At 65.6% G+C, this 19417-nt stretch carries 17 protein-coding genes and 1 riboswitch; of the genes, 6 read left to right on the top strand and 11 right to left on the bottom strand.

The features are described from left to right. Nucleotides 1-3 precede the first annotated feature (3 nt). The gene (gene cobW / locus SIL87_RS10035) at nt 4-1047 is read right to left on the bottom strand and encodes a cobalamin biosynthesis protein CobW (RefSeq protein ID WP_319614036.1); all 1044 of its coding nucleotides are present in this window, start codon (nt 1045-1047) and stop codon (nt 4-6) included. Then, nucleotides 1044-1424 (bottom strand): DUF1636 domain-containing protein, encoded by a 381-nt coding sequence (locus SIL87_RS10030; protein WP_319614035.1) that lies wholly within the window; start codon nt 1422-1424, stop codon nt 1044-1046. Before SIL87_RS10030 ends, cobW begins: the two co-directional genes overlap by 4 nt. Nucleotides 1425-1560: 136 nt before the next feature. Then, nucleotides 1561-1777: riboswitch (cobalamin riboswitch) on the bottom strand. A gap of 89 nt (nt 1778-1866) precedes the next feature. Here SIL87_RS10030 and alaS point away from each other — a divergent pair. The 6 genes from alaS to SIL87_RS10000 all read left to right on the top strand — a co-directional run bounded on the left by alaS (nt 1867) and on the right by SIL87_RS10000 (nt 10551). Next, the gene (gene alaS / locus SIL87_RS10025) at nt 1867-4503 is read left to right on the top strand and encodes an alanine--tRNA ligase (protein WP_319614034.1); all 2637 of its coding nucleotides are present in this window, start codon (nt 1867-1869) and stop codon (nt 4501-4503) included. 203 nt (nt 4504-4706) lie between these two features. Next, complete coding sequence (locus SIL87_RS10020; RefSeq protein ID WP_319614033.1) at nt 4707-5276, top strand: hypothetical protein; 570 nt, start codon at nt 4707-4709, stop codon at nt 5274-5276. Nucleotide 5277: 1 nt separating this feature from the next. Then, nucleotides 5278-8193 (top strand): isoleucine--tRNA ligase, encoded by a 2916-nt coding sequence (gene ileS / locus SIL87_RS10015; protein ID WP_319614032.1) that lies wholly within the window; start codon nt 5278-5280, stop codon nt 8191-8193. Further along, nucleotides 8190-8714, top strand: coding sequence for a signal peptidase II (lspA, locus tag SIL87_RS10010; protein ID WP_319614031.1), 525 nt, complete (start codon nt 8190-8192; stop codon nt 8712-8714). Before ileS ends, lspA begins: the two co-directional genes overlap by 4 nt. After that, on the top strand, nt 8711-9286 hold the full coding sequence (locus SIL87_RS10005) for a DUF3035 domain-containing protein (protein WP_319614030.1): 576 nt from the start codon (nt 8711-8713) through the stop codon (nt 9284-9286). Before lspA ends, SIL87_RS10005 begins: the two co-directional genes overlap by 4 nt. Nucleotides 9287-9339: 53 nt before the next feature. Continuing rightward, nucleotides 9340-10551, top strand: coding sequence for an MFS transporter (locus SIL87_RS10000; protein ID WP_319614029.1), 1212 nt, complete (start codon nt 9340-9342; stop codon nt 10549-10551). On the opposite strand, the gene SIL87_RS09995 is transcribed toward SIL87_RS10000, so the two are convergent. The 9 genes from SIL87_RS09995 to SIL87_RS09955 all read right to left on the bottom strand — a co-directional run bounded on the left by SIL87_RS09995 (nt 10552) and on the right by SIL87_RS09955 (nt 19416). Next, nucleotides 10552-10947, bottom strand: a complete 396-nt coding sequence (locus SIL87_RS09995) for an ArsR/SmtB family transcription factor (protein WP_319614028.1) — start codon at nt 10945-10947, stop codon at nt 10552-10554. Beyond that, the gene (locus SIL87_RS09990; RefSeq protein WP_405055263.1) at nt 10944-11621 is read right to left on the bottom strand and encodes a peroxiredoxin; all 678 of its coding nucleotides are present in this window, start codon (nt 11619-11621) and stop codon (nt 10944-10946) included. Before SIL87_RS09990 ends, SIL87_RS09995 begins: the two co-directional genes overlap by 4 nt. A gap of 48 nt (nt 11622-11669) precedes the next feature. Continuing rightward, entirely contained in the window at nt 11670-13550 is a 1881-nt protein-coding gene (recQ, locus tag SIL87_RS09985) for a DNA helicase RecQ (protein ID WP_319614026.1), read from the bottom strand. Nucleotides 13551-13723: 173 nt separating this feature from the next. Next, entirely contained in the window at nt 13724-14383 is a 660-nt protein-coding gene (locus SIL87_RS09980; protein WP_319614025.1) for a PEP-CTERM sorting domain-containing protein, read from the bottom strand. Nucleotides 14384-14629: 246 nt separating this feature from the next. Beyond that, nucleotides 14630-15778: a glycosyltransferase family 2 protein gene (locus tag SIL87_RS09975; RefSeq protein WP_319614024.1), complete on the bottom strand. Its 1149-nt coding sequence runs from the start codon at nt 15776-15778 to the stop codon at nt 14630-14632. Continuing rightward, a complete protein-coding gene (locus SIL87_RS09970) occupies nt 15778-16482 on the bottom strand; it encodes a PglD-related sugar-binding protein (protein WP_319614023.1) in 705 nt (234 codons plus the stop codon). Before SIL87_RS09970 ends, SIL87_RS09975 begins: the two co-directional genes overlap by 1 nt. After that, the gene (locus SIL87_RS09965) at nt 16479-17639 is read right to left on the bottom strand and encodes a DegT/DnrJ/EryC1/StrS family aminotransferase (protein WP_319614022.1); all 1161 of its coding nucleotides are present in this window, start codon (nt 17637-17639) and stop codon (nt 16479-16481) included. The genes SIL87_RS09970 and SIL87_RS09965 overlap by 4 nt, the downstream gene beginning before the upstream one ends. Nucleotides 17640-17679: 40 nt before the next feature. Next, the gene (locus SIL87_RS09960) at nt 17680-18549 is read right to left on the bottom strand and encodes an ADP-polyphosphate phosphotransferase (protein WP_319614021.1); all 870 of its coding nucleotides are present in this window, start codon (nt 18547-18549) and stop codon (nt 17680-17682) included. 63 nt (nt 18550-18612) lie between these two features. Continuing rightward, nucleotides 18613-19416, bottom strand: coding sequence for a phosphate/phosphite/phosphonate ABC transporter substrate-binding protein (locus SIL87_RS09955; RefSeq protein WP_319614020.1), 804 nt, complete (start codon nt 19414-19416; stop codon nt 18613-18615). Nucleotide 19417: the final 1 nt, after the last annotated feature.

Here is a 19417-nt window from a genome sequence, read left to right as displayed (position 1 = left end):
CGCTCAGCCCGCGATCGCCGCAATAATCGCCGCCCGGTCCATCCCGGTCCGCCCGATCACCACCACCGCCCCGTCATGCCCCTCGCCCGGTCCCCAGACCCGATCGAAATGATGGCCGAACCGCGTCCCCACCCCCTGCACCGCCAGCCGCATGCTCCGCCCCATCACCGGTACGAACCCCTTGATCCGCAGAATGTCATGCGCCGCCGCCACCGCCCGCAACCGCCCGACCAGCGCATCCGCCGACGTCACCGGCGCCACGCTCACCGTGAAACTGTCGAAATCATCGTGCTCATGCGCGCCATCCTCGGCATCGTGATGCGAAGGCCGCGCCGCCAGATCATCCTCCGCCGCCGCCCCGATCCCCAGCACGACCAGCGGATCGAGCCGCCCCTCCCGCGCCGTCACCAGCTTCACCCCGCGCGGCACCGCCGCCTCGATCTCGGCACGCACCCGCGTCAGCTCGACCTCGGTCAACAGATCCTGCTTGTTCACCACGACCAGATCCGCCGCCCGCAGCTGATCCTCGTAAACCTCCGCCAGCGGATTATCATGATCCACCGAAGGGTCCGCCGCCCGCTGCGCCGCCACCGCCGCCGGATCATCGGCAAACCGCCCCGCCAGCACCGCCGGCCCGTCCACCACCGCGATCACCCCATCCACCGTCACCCGCGTCCCGATCCCCGGCCAGGTGAACGCCTTGAGCAGCGGCTTCGGCAGCGCCAGCCCCGACGTCTCGATAACGATATGCTCCGGCGGCACCGCCCGATCGAGCAGCGCCATCATCGTCGGAATGAAATCATCCGCCACCGTGCAGCACAGGCACCCGTTCGCCAGCTCCACGATATCCTCCTCAGCACACCCTTCGATCCCGCAACTCCTCAGCGTCTCGCGATCGATCCCCAGCGTCCCGAACTCATTGACAATGATCGCAATCCGCCGCCCCCCCGCATGCGCCAGCAAATGCCGCACCAGCGTCGTCTTCCCCGCGCCCAGAAACCCGGTGATGATCGTCGCCGGAACCTTCGCCGTCGTGGTCGCACTCATTCCGCCGCCTCCTGATATGAAATGTCGTAAGCCGGAAACCGCGCCAGTATCATGTCCTTCAGCGATTCCGCCCGCCGCGACGGCATGATCGTCCCGGTCTTCGAGGCCGCGAACGACCGCGCATAATCCAGCAGATCCCCCGCCATCTCCGGCCGCAACCCGCCCAGCAGATACGTCCACTTCCCCGGCATCGAAATCGTCGCCGCACACCCGCGCTCGCACGTGGCGAGGCACTCAACCCCGCGCAGTTCCACCGGCCCGCCCAGCGCCGCCATCGCCTCATGCAGCAGCGCCCCCATCGGCACCCCGCCCGGCTCCAGCGGCAGCCCCGCCCGGCACGTCACACAAACATGAAAACAGGGAACACGCGCGCTCATCGGACCTCCGGACATTCTCACACGGCAGATCACTGACCGTCCCGACCCCGCGCGCAGGACCGAAAGACGACGTTTTCACGCGTCGTTGCCCACAGGACACCCCGCCCGGGACACGGACAGCCCGAACCGGAAACACCTCCGGCCCGGCGATGGCAGGTCTCCTGGCTCGCAGCGTCGGGATCATCGAAATCCCCGGTCCCCATCGCCTTCCCGGAAACCAAACCGGTCCCCAGTGGCATCATGATGAAAACCACGCCGCTTACAGTTGCGGGGGCAGCCGTGGCCTGGGGTCGCCCCGCACCACGTTCCCTATTCACCTTTCTCGCGAAAGGACCATCTTGCCCGATACTATGCCCCAACCCCGCCCGCGGCAAGATGACAGCGAAGCCATGAAGCGGTATGCGGTACTCCACCTCCGATTTCAGGGATATCCGGCCACTCCATGACCTCCAGTAACGACATCCGCGCGACCTTCCTCGACTATTTCGCCCGCAACGGCCACGAAATCGTCCCCAGCGCCCCGCTGGTCCCGCGCAACGACCCCACCCTGATGTTCGTCAACTCCGGCATGGTCCCGTTCAAGAACGTCTTCACCGGCCAGGAACGCCGCGACTATCTCCGCGCCACCTCCGCCCAGAAATGCGTCCGCGCCGGCGGCAAGCACAACGATCTCGACAATGTCGGCTACACCGCCCGCCACCACACCTTCTTCGAAATGCTCGGCAATTTCTCCTTCGGCGATTATTTCAAGGAACAGGCGATCACCCACGCCTGGACCCTCCTGACCCGCGATTTCGCCCTCCCGAAAGACCGCCTCCTCGTCACCGTCTATCACTCGGACGACGAAGCCGCCTCCCTCTGGCGCAAAATCGCGGGCCTCCCCGAAGACCGCATCATCCGCATCAAAACCGACGATAATTTCTGGCGCATGGCCGATATCGGCCCCTGCGGCCCGTCCTCCGAAATCTTCTACGATCACGGCCCCCACATCGCCGGCGGCCCGCCCGGCAGCCCCGAGGAAGACGGCGACCGGTTCATCGAAATCTGGAACCTCGTCTTCATGCAATACGTCGAGGACGCCGCAAAAACCCTCACCCCGCTCCCCCGCCCCTCGATCGACACCGGCATGGGCCTCGAACGTTTCGCCGCGATCATGCAGGGCAAGCACGACAATTACGACACCGATACCCTGCGCGCCCTCATCCTCGCCTCCGCCGAAGCCTCCGGCACCGACCCGGACGGTCCCCACAAAACCAGCCATCGCGTCATCGCCGACCACCTCCGCGCCACCGCCTTCGTCATCGCGGATGGCGTGCTCCCCTCCAACGAAGGCCGCGGCTACGTCCTCCGCCGCATCATGCGCCGCGCCATGCGCCACGCCCACATGCTCGGCCAGCGCGACCCCTTCATCTACCGCCTCGTCCCCGCCCTGATCCGCCAGATGGGCGTCGCCTACCCCGAACTCCCCCGCGCCGAACCCCTCATCGTCGAAACCCTCAAACTTGAGGAAAGCAAATTCGCGACCATGCTCGAACGCGGCCTCGCGCTGCTCGACGATGAAGTCGCCCGCCTCGGCGCCACCGCCCCGCTCCCCGGCGCGGTCGCCTTCAAACTCTACGATACGTTCGGCTTCCCGCTCGACCTCACCGAAGACGCCCTGCGCGAACAGAACCGCACCCTCGATCGCCCCGGCTTCGACACCGCCATGGCCGAACAACGCGCCCGCGCCCGCGCCGCCTGGGCCGGCAGCGGCGATGCCGCCACCGAAACCATCTGGTTCGACCTCAAGGAAACCCTCGGCGCCTCCGAATTCCTCGGCTATTCGATGGAAGATTCGGATGCCACCATCACCGCCCTCATCGTCGATGGCCAACCCGCCCCCACCGCCACAACCGGCCAATCCGTCGCGATCATCCTCAACCAGACCCCGTTCTACGCCGAATCCGGCGGCCAGGTCGGCGATACCGGCACCCTCACCGCCGAAAACCTCCTCATCCGCATCACCGACACCCAGAAAAAAGCCGGCGACCTCTTCATCCATTACGGCATCGTCGAATCCGGCACCGCCACCCTCGATCAGACCATCCACGCCACCATCGACCACACCCGCCGCACCGCCATCCGCGCCCACCACTCCGCCACCCACCTCCTGCACGAAGCCCTCCGCCAGGAACTCGGCCCCCACGTCACCCAGAAAGGCAGCCTCAACGCCCCCGACCGCCTCCGTTTCGACATCTCCCAACCCCGCCCGATCACGCCCGACGAACTCCGCACCGTCGAACGCGCGGTCAACGCCCGCATCCGCGAAAACACCGAAGTCGAAACCCGCCTCATGACACCGGATGAAGCGGTCAAACGCGGCGCCATGGCCCTGTTCGGCGAAAAATACGGCGATGAAGTCCGCGTCGTCGCCATGGGCAAAGGCGATGCCACCAAATCCGCCTACTCCATCGAACTCTGCGGCGGCACCCACGTCACCCGCACCGGCGATATCGGCGCCTTCCGCATCCTCGCCGAATCCGGCGTCGCCGCCGGCATCCGCCGCATCGAAGCCGTCACCGGCAGCGCCGCCCTCACCGCCATCGAAACCGACGCGGACCTCCTCGCCACCGCCGCCGCCACCCTCAAAATCCCCGCCACCGAACTCCCCACCCGCCTCAACGCCCTGCTCGACGACCGCAAACGCCTCGAACGCCAGATCGCCGAACTCCAGCGCAAACTCGCAACCGGAGCCAGCGCCGCCGCCATCGAAGATATCGCCGGCATCAAACTCGCCGCCCGCAACCTCGGCGACGTCGCCCCCCGCGACCTCAAATCCATCGCCGATTCCATCCTCAAATCGATGGGCTCCGGCATCGCCGCCGTCATCTCCACCGCCGAAGGCAAGGCCAGCATCGTCATCGGCGTCTCCGAAGACCTCACCAAAACCCACAACGCCGTCACCCTCGTCCGCGCCGCCGCCGAAGCCCTCGGCGGCAAAGGCGGCGGCGGCCGCCCCGACATGGCCCAGGCCGGCGGCCCCGACGCCACCCAGGCCGAAGCCGCCCTCGATGCTATCCGCGCCGCTCTCGCGGCGTGACCCATTGTTAGGGAAGGCAAGGGAAAAGAAGGGTTCTTTTTTGCAAAAAAGAACCAAAAAACTTTCTTGAATCTGGGTCCGTGCGCTCTGAAACGCCCGTGCCCGGAGGAGCGAAAGTTTTTTGCTACTTTTTTTCAAAAAAGTAGTGCTTCCTTCCTATTGCCCACTTTCTCACCCCCCACCCCCTGTGATGAATAGGGTGCGTGTCCAGCAATGCGCCGTCTCACCCTCTTACCCATGCCGATGTGATCGGCCGGATCATCGAGATCCTCGAAGGGCTCCTCGCGGTTCTCGCGGCGCAATACCCTGACGGCAACCTGACGACCGGCGTGCTCCGCCTCACCTGCCGCCACCTCGCAGCCTACCGCGCCAGCAACGACAACCCCATCGCACCCGCGCTCGCCGCGCCCATGCCCATCCGGTCCGGCGCACCCGCACGCCGTCGCACCCGCACCGCACAGCACCGCCCGGCATCACCCGCCCACCCCGCAACCACGCGCGCGACTTCACCTCATGCGCGCCCCGACCATCTGTCCGCACGCCCACGCCCGCCCCGACGATTAAAAACCCTCAAACCCGCCGCCTCCAGACACGCCCATATCGTTACGATATCGCAACATATTGATCCCTCGAAACCCACCCGACTTGACCGCCACGCCCCCACCCTCGCATATACCTCCCATGGAAAGACGGACCGCCCGGCGAATTATCCGCCCGGCCCTGCACTAAGGGCCGGGTCCTCCAACTCACCCTCCCTCCCTGCCGGAGCCTGACATGAACGACGTCCCCGCCGAGCGCGACTACCGCGCCACCGTCTTCCTCCCCCGCACCGACTTCCCGATGCGCGGCGACCTCCCCAAACGCGAACCCGAAGCCCTCGCCCGCTGGGAAGCCATGGGCCTGTTCGCCCGCCTCCGCGCCGATGCGGCAGGCCGCACCCCCTTCATCCTGCATGATGGCCCGCCCTACGCCAACGGCAACCTCCACATCGGCCACGCCCTCAACAAAATCCATAAGGACGTCATCAACCGCGCCCGCCAGATGGCCGGCTACGACGCCGACTACGTCCCCGGCTGGGACTGCCACGGCCTGCCGATCGAATGGAAAATCGAGGAACAATACCGCAAGGCCGGTAAAAACAAGGACGATGTCCCCATCCTCGCCTTCCGCGCCGAATGTCGCGCCTACGCCGCCAAATGGCTCGACATCCAGGCCGCCGAATTCAAACGCCTCGGCGTCGAAGGCAACTGGGCGCACCGCTACGCCACGATGGATTTCCCCTCCGAAGCCGCGATCGCCGCCGAAATCCACAAATTCGCCGCCAACGGCGCACTCTACCGTGGCCTCCGCCCCGTCATGTGGAGCCCGGTCGAAAAAACCGCTCTCGCCGAAGCCGAAGTCGAATACCAGGACAAAACCGACACCGCGATCTGGGTGCGGTTCAGGATTTCGAATCCCGTATATGAAGGAAGCGGATATCCGTTAAGCCGTCCATGGGACAATGCTTCAATCGTGATTTGGACGACGACCCCATGGACAATACCGGGTAATCAGGCAATCGCATACAATCCCCAAGCATCATACGATCTCATTGTCGTTGATGAAATTGAACCGGGCTCTGCCGCTATAGTAGGTGAGGAACTGGTTGTTGCCACTGATCTACTGGACAGCTTCAAAAAGGCAGCCGGTATCGTCCATGCACGCAGTTTTGGCAGCGTGTCTGGTGACGTCTTTAAGACGTTCCACTGCCAGCACCCATTTCATACTCATAATTATCCACTACCGGGGATCATGGGAAAATCCGGCGAAGGTGCACGCCTCCCCGACCGGCTTCCCGGCCATGTCAGAATGCTACCGGGTGATTTCGTAACCACGGATGCTGGCACCGGATTTGTTCACATGGCCCCGGCCCACGGCGAGGACGATTTCTTCCTCTGCCGCGAAAACGCCATTGGCGTCCCCGAAACCGTGAACGACGACGGCACCTACGCGGCAGACGTTCCCCTCTTTGCCGGAATGCACGTCTATAAAGTCGCCAACGCCGTCTGCGACGCGCTCACCGCCACCGGCACCCTCCTCAAACGCGAGGAATTCCGCCATTCCTACCCCCATTCCTGGCGCTCCAAAGCCCCGCTGATCTACCTCGCCCGCCCCAACTGGTTCATCCGGATGGACGGTCCCGAACACATCCGCGACAAAGCCCTCGCAGCCCTCGACGCCACGCGCTTCGTCCCCGAAGCCGGGCGCAACCGCATCCGCTCGATGGTCGAATCCCGCCCCGACTGGTGCATCTCCCGCCAGCGCGCCTGGGGCGTGCCCATCGCCATCTTCGTCCACAAAACTGACAAATCCATCCTCAACGACCCCGAAATCTTCGCCCGCACCCGCGCCATCTTCGAGGCCGAGGGGGCCGATGCCTGGTACGCCCGCCCCGCCGCCGACTTCCTCGGCAATGCCTACAACCCCGAGGATTACGAACAGGTCTTCGACATCGTCGATGTCTGGTTCGAAAGCGGCTCGACCCACGCCTTCGTCCTCGAAGCCCGCGGCATGCCCTGGCCCGCCGATCTCTACCTCGAAGGCTCGGACCAGCATCGCGGCTGGTTTCAGGCCTCCCTGCTCGAATCGGTCGGCACCCGTGGCATCGCCCCGTTCAAGGCCATCGTCACCGATGGTTTCGTGCTCGACGAGCAGGGCCGCAAAATGTCGAAATCCCTCGGCAACGTCACCGCCCCGCAGGAAGTGATCGACCTTTACGGCGCGGACATCCTCCGCCTCTGGGTGATGAACGCGGATGTCCATAACGATCTGCGCATCGGCAAGGACATCCTGAAACAGCAGGCCGATCTCTACCGCCGCATCCGCAACACCCTGCGCTGGCTGCTCGGCAGCCTCGATGGCTTCACCCAAGCCGAAATCCTCGATCGCACCGCCATGCCCGAGCTTGAGCAATACATGCTCCACAAACTCGCGGTGCTCGACGCCATGCTCCGCCGCGCGGTCGATACCCATGACTGGACCGGCGTGTTCCCCGCCATCCACCAATTCTGCAACAACGACCTCTCGGCTTTCTATTTCGACATCCGCAAGGACGCCCTCTATTGCGATGTCCGGCTCGATGCCGAAGGCCATCAGGTCCGCCAGAGCGAAACCCGCCGCGCCTGCCGCACCGTGCTCGACCTCATCCACCGCTGCCTCACCACCTGGCTCGCCCCGGTCCTGCCCTTCACCGCCGACGAAGCCTGGCGCGCCCGCTTCGGCGAGGCCGAATGTGTCCACCTCGCCCCATTCCCGACCATCCCGGCGGACTGGCGGGACGATGCGCTCGATGCCGGCTGGTCCGAGATCCGCGCCGTCCGCAAACTCGCCAACACCGAGCTTGAAAACGCCCGCCGCACCGGCGATATCGCGGCCTCCCTCCAAGCGAAAATCACCCTCACCTTGGCGGTCGATGCCCCGCTCGCCCTGCAAAACGTCGATTGGGCGGAACTGCTGATCACCTCGGATGCCGAAACCCTGGTCGCGCCCGATGAAGCCGGTGCCGGCACCGCCGCCCCGCTGCGCGCCTTGCCGAAGGTCGAGATCGCCCCCGGCACCAAATGCGCCCGCTGCTGGAAAATCCTCCCGGAAGTCGGAACCAACCCCGCCCACCCGACACTCTGCCGCCGCTGCTGCGAGTTCGTCGAATGAACCGCCGCCTCGCCGGACTCCTCATGGCCCTCGTGGTCCTCGCCGCCGATCAGGCGTCGAAATACTGGGTGCTCTACGATCTGCACCTCCCCGAGCGCGGCATCGTCAAAATCCTGCCGGTCCTCAATTTCGCGATGGTCTGGAACCACGGCGTCACCTTCGGCATCCTCGCGGGCGACAACGCCACCCTCATGCTGATCGTGGTCGCCGCCATCGCGGTCATCGCCCTCTCGATCTGGCTCTGGCGCACCGCCTACCTCACCACCACGCTGGCACTCGGCGCGATCATCGGCGGCGCGATCGGCAACATCATCTCGCGCGTCGAATACGGCGCGGTGGTCGATTTCATCGAGGCCCATATCGGCCCCTACGAATGGTATGTCTTCAACGTCGCGGACGCCTCGATCGTCTGCGGCGTCGCCACCCTCATCATCGAATCGATGGTCCGCAAGGACACCCCCGCCCCCACCGCAACCCCTCCCTTGCCCACCTCCGCGCGCGGCGATAGAGAGGCTCCATGAATCGCACCAAGCAAGCCGCACCGCTCGCCCTGATCGTCCTCGCGGCCGCAACCCTCGCGCTTGCCGGGTGCAGCGATGCCTCCAAAACCTTCGGCCTCGACGTCACCCCGCCGGACGCCTTCTCCGTCGCGACCGAAGCCCCGCTCTCGATGCCGCCCAACCTCACCCTCGCCGCACCCCAGCCCGGCGCGCCCCGGCCCCAGCAGATTTCATCCTCGAAACAGGCCGAGGAAGTCCTCGCCCCGCAAACCGCTTTGGCCAATGGCGACACCACCATGGGTCCCGGTCAGGAAGCCCTGCTTGAGGCCGCCGGCCCCACCCCGCCCGCCGGCATCCGCGCCTCGGTCAACCGTCAGGCCGAGCTCGAAAGCCGCAGCCCCGGCTTCATCTCCTCCCTGATGTCCTTCGGCGGCAGCGCCAAAAGCGGCAACGCCGTGCTCAACGCCGGAGCCGAACAACGCCAGTTGCAGGAAAACGCCGCCCTCGGCACCCCGGTCAATAACGGCCCCACCCCGGTCGCCCAGCCAAACCACCCCACGACGCTGCTGGGCCGGGTTTTCAGCATCTTCTGAGCCCGCGCCCCGCGCCGGTTGAACCCGGCGCGAACAAGGTCATATCCCACGCCATGTCGAACAATCAGACGAACGAACCAGCCGCCCCCACGGCCGGGCTGGTCGCGCTCTACGCCATCGCCGCCGGCGCGGTCGTCGCCAACCTCTATTACGCCCAGCCGCTGGTCGGCCTGATCGCCCCCTCGCTTCATCTGCCCAAATCCATCGCGAGCCTTCTGGTCACCTTCACCCAGCTCGGCTACGCAACCGGCCTCCTGCTTCTGGTCCCGCTCGGCGACCTGATCGAAAACCGCGCCCTCAGCACCCGCCTGATCGCCGGCGCCGTCATCGCCCTCGCCTTCGCCGCCGCCGCCTGGACCTGGCCAATCTTTCTCGCCGCCGCCCTGCTGATCGGCCTCTGTTCCAGCACGGTTCAAATCCTCGTCCCCATGATCGCGACCCTCACGCCGGATAAAACCCGTGGCCGCGTCGTCGGCAACGTCATGGGTGGCCTCGTCTTCGGCATCCTGCTCGCCCGCCCGGTCGCGAGCCTGATCGCCTACACGATCGGCTGGCGCGCCGTCTTCGCCCTCTCGGCAGCGGGCATGGCGATCCTGTTTCTGGTCCTCCGCCGCAAACTACCCCGCGTCGTCCCCAAATCGCGCGAACGCTACGGCGCGCTCATCCTGAGCATGTTCAAACTCTACGCGACCGAACCCACCCTCCGCCGCCGCGCCGCCTACCAATGCGCCGCCTTCGGTGTGTTCAGCCTCTACTGGACCGCCGTGCCGATCTACCTCACCGAACAATTCCACTACACCCAGTTCGGCATCGCGGTCTTCGCGCTGGTCGGTGCCGCCGGCGCGATCTCGGCCCCCCTCGCCGGCCGCCTCGCGGATGCCGGCTACGGGCGGATCGGCAGCGCCGTCTCCCTCGCCCTCGTCCTCGCCTCGTTCGGCATCTCGGCTCTCGGCGCGGACCTCCACAGCGTGGTCCTGCTGGCCCTTGCCGGCGTCGCGCTCGATTTCGGCGTCCAGGCCAACAACGTCCTGGGCCAGCGCGCGATCTACGCCCTAGCCCCCGAACTCCGCGCCCGGCTCAACGGCGCCTACATGGCCGCCTTCTTCGGCGGCGGCGCGCTTGGCTCGGCACTCGCGAGCGCGCTCCTGATCCACGGCGGCTGGCCCCTGGTCGCGCTGGTCGGTGCCGCCGCCCCCGCCGCCGCCCTCGGCTATTTCACCCTGAACGAGCTCCGCCGCCGCACCCGCCCGCAGCCCGCGACCTGATCAGCGCCGCTTGCCCACGGTGGCGAACATCGCGACCTGCCGATGCGCCGGTGGCGCCGCGGGCGTCGGGGGTGCCGCCTGCGATGCCTCGTTCTGAATAGGCTCCCCGCCGAACCCCACCAGCAACGCCGCGATCAGGCGCTTCTGTTCGTCATCGGCGATACTGTAAATCATCGCCCGCGAATCCCGCCGCGCGGTCACCAGCCCTGCATCGCGCAATTCGGCCAGTTGCTGCGACAAATTGGGCTGGCGGATTTCAAGCGCGGACTCAAGGTCGCCCACCGCCTGCTCGCCGTGGAGCAGATACAGCACGATCCGCAACCGCACCGCATTGGCCAGCGAACGCAGCACCTGCGCCGCCTTGACCACATCGATCGGCTCCGCAACCCCGCTCATGCCCGTTTCGCCTTCAACGCAGGCGTGGTGGGCAGCGGCCCGGTCCGGTAATACCAATCCTGCCCCGGACCGGTGGGCGCATAAAGCCCCTCCGCCGATTGCGGCGGCGGCATGATCACGTCATCGCCGGGCCGCCACCCCGCCGGGGTCGAGACATGATGGGCATCGCTGGTCTTGAGCGCGGTCACCAGCCGGAGCAGTTCATCGATATTACGCCCCGTGGTCATCGGGTACCACAGGATCGACCGAACCACGCCGATCGGATCGATCACGAACACCGCGCGGATCAGCGCGGTATCCGGCGCATGCGGCGCGATCATGCCGTAGCTCCGGGCGATCACCATCGATGGGTCCTCGATCACCGGAAACGGAATCTCGACCCCGAACTGCATCTTGATGCTCCGCAGCCAGGCGAGATGCGAATAGAGACTGTCGACCGACAAAGCGAGCAGCGCGCAGTCGAGGGCCGCGAACTGATCGGCGGCGCGGGCGAAGGCGATGAACTCACTGGCGCAGACCGGGGTGAAATCCGCCGGATGCGAAAAGAACAACAGCCACTGCCCCCGGTAATCCGACAGGGCACGCATACCCATCGTGGTGCGGGCCTGAAATTCAGGTGCCTGATCGTGCAGTTGCGGGGGATGGATCGGTTCGGCGGACGGCGTCAATGTCATCATCTGTCCCTGAAGGGGCCTCGTGCGGTGGTCATACTTAGATTATAGCTAAATTGTTAATTTGTGAATGCCAATTTCTCGTGCGCCGGCTAAAGTTTCAAGGATCGCATCGCCGTAGCGCTCGATCTTGCTGCGCCCCATGCCCGGAATCGCTTCCATCTCGCTCCGGCTGCGGGGCTTGACCGAGGCCAGCGCGATCAGGGTCGCATCATGGAAAATGACATAGGCCGGAACGCCCTGCGCGGTGGCAAGCTGTTTCCGCCTGGCCCGCAACGCCTCGAAAATCGCCTCCGACCCCGGTGCCGCCCCGGCTGGGGATAGCGGGCGCGGACGCGACGATCGCCCCGCGACCGTCTTCTCCGCCGGTTTGTCCCGCCGGAACTGCACGCTCTCGGCACCGCGCAGGATCGGGCCGGACAGCTCGGTGGTGCACAAGGCGCCGAACTGGTCGTGATCGACCGCGACGATCCCGGCCACCACCATCTGACGGAACACCGAGGCCCATTGCCTGCGATCGAGCTCAACCCCGACGCCGAAGGTCGGCAGCTTGTCGTGACCGAACCGGATGATCTTTTCCGTCGCGGTGCCGAGCAGCACATCGGTCAGATGACCCACGCCGAAGCGCTGGCCGGTGCGCAGGACCGCCGAAAGCGCCTTGCGGACCGCCAGCGTGGCATCCCAGGTCTCGACCGCGGTGACGCAATTATCGCAATGGCCGCAATTCATCGGCGGCGCTTCGCCGAAATGCAGCAGGATGGCGCGGCGCCGGCATGAGGCGGTCTCGCAGACCCCGAGCAGCGCATCGAGCTTGCTGCGCTCGACCCGCTTGACCGCCTCCGGCGCATCGCCCTGATCGATCATCCGGCGGCGCAGCGTCACGTCCTGCAAGCCGTAGAGCAGCAGCGTCTCGGCGGGCTGGCCGTCCCGCCCGGCGCGTCCGGTTTCCTGATAATAGGCTTCCAGGCTCGACGGCAGGTCGAGATGCGCGACGAACCTGACATCGGGCTTGTCGATCCCCATGCCGAAAGCGATGGTCGCGACCAGCACCAGCCCGTCATCGGCAAGGAACGCATCCTGACGGCGGCTGCGCAGGCCCGATTCCAGTCCAGCATGATAGGCGAGCGCGTTGATCCCCTGCGCGGTGAGCCAGGCGGCGGTTTCATCCACTGTGGCGCGGCTGAGGCAGTAGACGATGCCGCTCTCGCCGGGGTGGCGCTTGAGAAACGCCAGCAATTGTCGCTTCGGTTCGGTCTTGAGCGCGATGTTGTAGAAAATATTCGGCCGGTCGAAACTCGCGAGAAACAGCCGGGCATCGCCGAGATCGAGCCGGCGGCGGATATCCTCGCGGGTCTGGGGATCGGCGGTTGCGGTCAGGGCAAGGCGCGGCACGCCGGGAAACCGCGTGCCCAGGGCGGCGAGCTGGAGATATTCCGGCCGGAAATCGTGTCCCCACTGGCTGATGCAATGGGCTTCGTCGATCGCGAACAATGCGATGTCGATTTCGGCCAGCATATCCATGAAGTCGGGCGACACCAGCCGCTCCGGCGCGACGTAGAGCAGATCGAGCCGGCCAGCGCGGAGATCGGCCCGGACCCGGGCGCGCTCCCCGGCATCGAGGCTCGAATTGAGCGCGGCGGCCCGGACGCCGAGCTGGCGCAACGCCTCGACCTGATTGCGCATGAGCGCAATGAGCGGCGAGACCACGATCCCGACGCCGTCGCGGCAGAGCGACGGCAATTGATAGCAGATCGACTTGCCGCCGCCGGTCGGCATCAGGATGAGCGCATCGCCGCCGGCCACGACATGACGGACGATCTCGCTTTGCTCGCCGCGAAACCCGCCATGGCCGAAAACGGTGTGAAGGATCTGTTCAGGCTGGCGGGAGGTTGTCGCCGATCGCATGTCGTCCGGGATGATCAGGGCCTCCATCTGCCGTTTGCCCCACTTGGTCAGCGACTCGGTGGGGTGCGGTCCGTATGGTGTCCGCTGCCGCTGCTGCGATGTCAATTGCCGCCGGGGCGAGATATCAGGGTCGGAGGCGGAACGAAGAACGGGTCCGCCGCAGCGGACCCGTCAATCCGAACACCGCTTCAGGAAGGCGATCAGATGATGCGGCGGCGGCGAACCACGGCAAGACCGAGCAGCCCGGAAGCGAGCAGAAGCAACGAACCGGGCTCCGGAACGTCCGTCAGTGTCGCGCTTGCGGAGAAACTGCCGGAATCGGTGCCGAGGCCGAGATTGTTATTAGTCCCGACGGCAAAGATGCCGGAGGCGCCCGAAGAGGACGATGAGTCGACGTGGTAGTAGTAGCTGAGGCTGAACCCATCGTAACTGACACTACCGGGATTCTGCCCGCTGAGCAGGATGGTATCGATGACCGTGACCAGAGCCGGATCGTAGGCGGTGGTCCCGCCGATCGACAATGCTTCGATCGCGCCGGTGAGGTTGCCGAGGGAACTGGTAAACACGCCGGAGGTACCGCTGAGGACCGGCGTGTTACCGACATAGATGGCACCGCCGAGGGTCAGATTATACGGTGTGGTGGATGAGGGGAAATCGTTCGAGAAGCTGAAGTCGCCTGTGGCGTAATTTGTATAGGTTCCGTTGAGGCCGCTAACCGACGCTCCGCCGCCACCAACTGAAAAACTGCCGCTGGTCAAACTGACCGATGCCGTCATCGGTGCGGCGACCGCCGTGCCTGCTCCTGCTATACCAAGGGCAAGCACACCGGCGAGAATGCTGGAAAATCGAAAAGAATACATTGAAATATCTCCCACTACCCTGTTGAACAGTCAGGCACGTCGATCGCAGAGCGCGATCACGTTTTGAATTTTTCGGCAACGGACCTGAGGTCAGGAAGATTGCACAGAGTTCATCTATCTCAAGTAATGTAACGATGTCAAATAACGATGTGCGGCCAGGTCAGTAAATTTCTCGGCGTTCAGATGCAATGCCCAGTGAGTTTCTGGACAATTCTATTTTTCGACTTACCACAAATTGTTATCTACTTAAGGTTGCCGATCTGTCATAGGCTCGATCGGGTCGGTCTGATAGCTGACCGAGCCGACGACGGTGAGTTCGATGCTGTGGACCTGCGGTAGTTCGGCGCGGCCCGCGGTCCAGCGCCATGCGGATTCAGCAGGATACCAGCCGCGCTGAAGTTGCGGATCGAACAGGCGCTCCACCCCGTCGAGGATCAGGCTGCCGAGCGAAACGCCGAGGGGGCGGCGATCGACCGACTGCAGGGCAAAACCGCGCCGGCATGTCAGAGTGATTTCAGCCGCATCCGGTACGGTGAAGCGATACACCCGATCGAGTCGCTCGGCATCGATCCGCACGCCGTCGGCCACGACATGCAGATCGGGCTCGGTGGTGATGCGCCCGCTCTGTTCAAGCCCCGCCATGATCGCCTGCTCGGCCTGCGCCTTGTAGGTCAGGCTGTACATGTAGGCGTTGCGGGCATTCATGTCGTAGGCCGGATAATCATAGACATTCAGCAGCGAGAGATGACGATGGCGCACTTCGGTGCTGATGCCGGTCGTGTAGCCGAGTTCGAACAGGCGATCGTGCAGGTCCGAATCGGTGGCACCGCCGGCACGGCGCACCGCCTCGGTCCGGATCATGAGGAGGCGACCGGCGGGATTATGGGGCGAGAACACCGCCTGCCCCGGATCGGGGCGGTGACGGCGGGCTTCGGGGTCCTCATGATGGGTGATGTCGCGCAACTCGTATTCGGTGAGGTGCGGTGCCGCGATGCGGGCCTGATCGAGGCTGACGAAATCGTCGGGATCGATCAGCGAGCCGAGCATGGCGAGCCTGGGATCGGCCATCAGCTCGGCCATTCGCGCGACCCAGCACCCGATCGAGCCGGGCAGGAGAACGACGTCGGACTCGATGAAGGCGAATAATTCGTCCGTTTCATCAAGACGCTCGACGATCGCGGCGCGGACCATCGTTGCGTCGTTGCGTTTGAGCCAGACGATTTCGGCCAGCATGCCGCGCCGTTCGAAGCCTTCGATCACCGGGCGGATCAGCGGGTCGTCCGAAGCGGAATCGATCAGGATGAAGCGGCAGGGGGTGCGGGTGTGACGATAGAGGCTGTCGAGGCAGGCCCAGAGAAAGATCGGGCGGTTACGCGACAGGATGAAGATCTTCATCAGACGGGGTCCGTCAGGGGCCGGGTGCCGCGACGGCGGCGGGCGGCGGCGAGGCTGACATCCCGGGCCGGATTTCCAGCCACTTTCATGCCCGGCGGCACCGATTTTGTCACCACCGCGCCGGCATAGATCACCGCGCCCTGCCCGATCTGGATCGGTCGGGACGCCGTGCCGTTCACGATCGCCGCGCCGACGCCGATGAAGACCTCGTCGCCGATCAGCACCCAGCCGGCGATGTTCGAGGTGCAGATTGTCGAATAGTCGCCCACCCTCGCGTCATGGGCGAGTGTGGTCATCGGCTGGATCTGGACGTGGCGGCCGATGCTGACATTGGGGCCAATATAGTTCGGGCCGCCGGTGAAGCTGCCCTCGCCATAGGTGAAATCGGCTGCGATCGAGGGCCAGTCCCCGCACATCGAGGCAAACCGGCCCCCGGCGGCTTCGATCCGTTCGGCGAGGGCGCGGCGGGCGCGGGGCTCGCCGATCGTGACGATCACCGGAATTTCGCGGAAGCGGACCTGCCATTCGTCGAACGTCACGACCGGTGCGCCCGCGAGTTCGCCGCCCGGGTGATGGTCGTCGATATAGGCGACGATGTGGTGATTTCTGGCGGCGAAGACGCGTTCGATCTGGGCGCGGACCGACAGGGCATGTCCGGTTGCGCCGTAAAGGACGAGAGGCTGGACTTGTGTGCTGGCGTTCATGGTGCGGTCCGTGCGAGCGCGGCGATGATCCGTTCGATCGCCGGCTCGTCGATATCGGGGAAGACGGGAATGCCGAGCAGGGCGGCGGCGCAGGCTTCGGTAGCGGGCAGTGCCGCTGGCCGGTGTGCCGCGAAATAGGGTTCGCGATGCAGGCCCGGACCATACCAGAACCGGTGCTCGATCGCCGCCGCTTCGAGGCAGGCGCATGAGGCGAGGGGGTCCGAGCGTGAGTCGGCACGGAACAGGGCGTAGTTCGAGGCGATTTCGGGCGCGAGGATCAGCCGGTCGCCAAGGCCGGCGCGCATGGCTATGGCGCGGTAGCGTGCCGCGAGACGTGCCGATGCTGCCGCGGTGGCGTCCCAGCCATCGAGCGCGGCAAGACCGATGGCGGCATGGTACTCGCTCATCTTGCCGTTGAAACCGGCCGCGCGGCTTTCGCGGCTGTAGAGGAAGCCGAAATTCATCGCCCGGGCGCAGCGTTTCAGGCCTTCGATATCGGACCAGATCACGGCACCGCCTTCGCCGGTCGCGAAGGCCTTGGTCGCATGGAAACTGAGGACGACCGGCACGGTGCCGGTCAGGGTGGCCGGGTTTTGCATCAGTGCCTCGAACGAGGCGGCGGCGTCGATCACGACCGGTACGCCGGTCGAGGATGCGAAATCGACCCAGGCTTGTTGATCGTGCGGGCGGCCATAGGGGGCGACCGCCAGCACGATGCCGGTGCGCGCAAGCCGATCGTGGCGGCGGAGGGTTGCGGGATCGATCGCCCAGGTCGCCGGGTCGATATCGACGAAGACCGGGGTGTAGCCGCAGGCTTCGGCGGCCATGGCAGTGGCGACGAAGGTGTAGCCTGCGATCAGGGCGAAGGGCCGTGCGGGATCGGCCCGGCCCGTCTGGGCGAGGATCGCCGCCTGCAGGGCGGCGGTACCCGACGCGGCGGTGAGGACCGCGCATCCCGGTGCGGCGATCCGTTCGCGGAGCCGGGTTTCGAGCCGGCGGACCAGTTCGCCCCGGTTGGCGTAGTGGCGGTTGGCGTCGATGATCCGCAGGTAGGGCAGCAGGGCATCGGCGCCGGGCAGGAGTGCGCGATAGATCGGCACTGCCGGAGGGGCGTCGGCTGAGCCGATTGCGGGCCGGTCGGGCGACTGGACGCTCATGGGGGGTGATCGGCCCTGAATGAAGTGATGCGGGCGTGGGTCACGCGGCCAACTGCCTGCGAATGTCCTGGAGTTCGGCGCGGCGCTCCGGGGTGACGTGCGGGAAACTCATGTCGAGGGCTTCGAGAGCCTCGACGATGACCTGCGATACGATGAGCCGAGCGGTGTGCTTGTCATCGGCGGGGACCGCATACCACGGCGCGTGGGTGGCGCTGGTGGCCCCGAGACAGGCCTCGTAGGCGGTCATGTACTGATCCCAGTATTTGCGTTCCTCAAGGTCGGCGGTGCTGAATTTCCAGTTCTTTGCCGGATCGTCGATCCGGTCGATGAAGCGGCGGCGTTGTTCGTCCTTTGAGAGATGCAGGAAGAACTTGATGATTTTGGTGCCGTTGGTGCTCAGGTGATGTTCGAGATCGACGATCGAGCGGTAGCGCGCGGGCCAGACCGCATCCGGCGGGTGTGGCGGGTCGGGCAGGGATTCGCTGGCGAGGATTTCGGGGTGGACGCGGGCGATCAGCACTTCCTCGTAATAGGAGCGGTTGAAAATGCCGATCCGGCCCCGTTCCGGCAGGTCGCGCGTGGTGCGCCAGAGGAAATCGTGCTGGAGTTCGAGCGCGCTCGGGTGCTTGAAGCTGAACACTTGGCAGCCCTGCGGGTTGACGCCGGACATGACGTGCCGGATCACCCCGTCCTTGCCGGCGGCGTCCATCGCCTGAAAGATCAGCAGGATGGCGTGGCGGTTGGCTGCGTAGAGACGTTGTTGCAGGTCGCTGAGCCGTTCGACATGCTGCTTGAGCAGGCCCTTGTAGTCCTTTTTGCCCTTGAACGGTGGGTCGATCCGCGTCGGGTGGCGGCGGAGCTTGAAGCCGCTGCCGGGTTCGACGCGAAACGGCGTGGTCTCGATACGCATGTTGCCTCCCCTGCCAGCCGATCCCGCATGATGGCTGCTCCGATCCTGCACGCAATCGCTGTGTCAGCGCAACTCCGGATAACCAAGGGCCACGGCATCGGCGCGCATCGCGAGGATCGGGGCGTAATCGGCACGGGTGAGACTTTCGAGGCCGCGCCAATGGATCGCTTTGCCGGTGGCATCTGACGCCGCGCGGGCCAGCGCATCGCGCAGGCGGGCAAGCAGATCGGGTGAGGTCCCTGCGGCGGTGATCAGCGGCAGACCGGGCGTCTGGGGTGATCTGGCGAGGATGCGGGTACCGGTGAGGGACGCGGGTTCGTAGCGGGCGAGCAGGCCGTGGGTGACACAGTCGATCGCGGCGACATCGGCGCGGCCCGATTGCAGCGCGGCGAGGCTGGCGCGGTGACTGGAGGTGACCTCGACAGCCGAGAAAAAGCGTGCGGTTCCTGTGATCGGGGCGATCGGGGCGATCACGGCGCGCAGGGCGTTCATGCCGGACTGGCTGTTCCATCCGTTGATCGCGGCGCGGCGGTCCCGCAGGTCGGCCAGGGTGGCGGCGGGGGAGGATGCGGGGACGACGATCAGGCTGCGATAGAGCGGGCCGTCGCATTCCGGGAGATCGTAACAGGGGGTTGCGACGAGTTGCACCTCGGGCAATTCGGTCATCAGCGGCAGGCCGCAGGTCTGGGCCAGTATCAGGTGGGGATTGCGCCACACCTCATCGAGCGGGGCATCGTGGGACAGGCTTGCCGGGATCGGGGTATCGGCGTTGCGCAGCGTTTCGCTGACCACGTGCCAGAACCGGTCGAGCGCGGGGCGCAGCGCGGGGATGTCGTACATGCCGAGGCTCGCGACCGGTTCGGACATT

It is taken from the genome of Acidiphilium acidophilum, from assembly GCF_033842475.1.
GTDB lineage: Bacteria > Pseudomonadota > Alphaproteobacteria > Acetobacterales > Acetobacteraceae > Acidiphilium > Acidiphilium acidophilum.
This window is presented reverse-complemented; position numbering and strand designations above follow the sequence as displayed.